1 protein-coding gene is annotated in these 1059 nt (G+C 36.2%); it reads left to right on the top strand.

What is annotated here, in order from left to right; translation table 11 throughout:
• Window positions 1-1059 (top strand): hypothetical protein (locus tag E1171_RS23345; RefSeq protein ID WP_222931310.1); only part of this gene is annotated, 1059 nt, incomplete at both ends.

Here is a 1059-nt window from a genome sequence, read left to right on the forward strand (position 1 = left end):
CTCGCGCTTCTATATGAGAGTGAGAAGAGATTATGATAGTGAGTGGAAAGAATGGGTGCAACTATATCATTCAGAAAACGCTAATCTGAACACCATAGATTGGGCTGCAAAAAACCTATCTCTTAACGGTCTAATTAACTTGAGAAATAAAAACATTTTAAATGGAAGTTCAGGAGATATTTTAGACATCGAACGTTTAGTGTTCGGCTCTGCAGATGGGAACTACGTAAAAAATGGAAGAATATACTCCTCTAATGAAACCCTACTTTTGCAGGGAGGGGTAAATGGAACCACAATAAGAGATTCTGCCAATGCCCCTATGCTTAATGTTAATGAGAGAGGAAATATTGAAATTACCAATAATTTAAAAGTATCCGGTGCTGGATCGTTCGAAAATGATGTTATTATTTCTGGCAATGTAGAAATAGGCAGTACCTTAACTGTAGGAAAAATAGCGGGAAACGGAGCTGGTACAACTGCTTTAAGTATCGTGGAAAATAGGACTTCTGGTCAAGGTGCTCACTTTTTAAGTGAAGGAGCCAACAATATTAAATTAGAATTTAGAAGTACAAATGGTGGCACGGTTTGGTCAAGTATAGGTACACAATCAAATACTTTTTTCAATATTAATGCTGGGAATGTAGGAATAGGAACAGATTCCCCTACTGAAAAACTAGAGGTAGAAGGTAATCTAAAAACTAACGGATCAGCAAAAATTGGAGGAATATTAGATATTCTAGATGGACCAAGCAACCTAAATATAAGAGGACACGAATTAACTTTCTTCCGTGATGGATATAACTATATAAAGTTAAATAATGGAGCTAATTCACACTTATCTTTTTGGGTAGGAAACAATACTTCCACTGAAAATGCACTATTACACCTAGATGCTAGCAATGAGGTTAAGGTGCGAGGTGATTTTAATATTTCTGGTATTACAGAGTTGGAAGATAAAATCTATTCCTACTACTCTGGGGATGTTATTTCTCTTTTGGGACAAAACCTAAAAACAATACGATTTGAAGATGGAGATCTTCGGTTCTGGACACAAGAAGG

It is taken from the genome of Xanthovirga aplysinae, from assembly GCF_009711365.1.
In the GTDB taxonomy this organism is placed as follows: domain Bacteria; phylum Bacteroidota; class Bacteroidia; order Cytophagales; family Cyclobacteriaceae; genus Xanthovirga; species Xanthovirga aplysinae.